Here is a 660-nt window from a genome sequence, read left to right on the forward strand (position 1 = left end):
TATTTATTGGCAGGCAACGAGAACTAGCAGGGTGATGCATTCGAGTATCTCGATCATGGCGCCGGCTGTATCACCTGTGCACCCTTTAAGCCGCTTCATCATGCGAGAGCGCAAGTAGTAGAAACTTAAGCAGCTTACGAATAGCAGGGGGATGATGACTGCCCAGCCTAGAAAGTAGCAGGAAGCGAGCATGAGGATGATAGAACCAAGCCAAACTTGGTGATCTTGCTTGTGCTCGGCAATTGCACTTCCTAAACCGCTTTTTCGTGCATAGGGTGTGGTAACAAATAGCAGGCTGGCGCTGATGCGAGCAAATACCAGGGGCCAGATAAGCAGCCAAATATCCTGATTGATGATTAGCTCAATAGTTAAGAGCTTCAAAAGCATTAATAAAACAGTCGCTGCAATAGCAATTGGGCCAGATGTTGGATCTTTCAGAAGTCGCAGAGTTCTTTCTTTTGAGCCAAGCCCACCCATCCAGGCATCAGCACTGTCGGCAAAACCGTCGAGATGTAGAGCGCCGGTAAGCACTACCCATAGCGTTAAGATTAGAGCCGCACTTAGAAGTGTTGGAAAAACAAAGCTCAAAAGTAATGATGCTGAGCACAAGATTATACCCAGCAATAGACCAACAAGTGGATACCAGCTGAGTGATGCGCC

The 660-nt window shown here is 47.6% G+C and carries 1 protein-coding gene; it reads right to left on the minus strand.

Translation table 11 applies throughout. The annotated features are described in order from the left end of the window. Positions 1 to 3: 3 nt before the first annotated feature. Positions 4 to 660, minus strand: a 657-nt coding sequence (gene cobS / locus A3729_RS17620; protein ID WP_068634129.1) for an adenosylcobinamide-GDP ribazoletransferase, incomplete at its 5' end; no start/stop codon positions are given.

This window comes from Oleiphilus sp. HI0043, assembly GCF_001634935.1.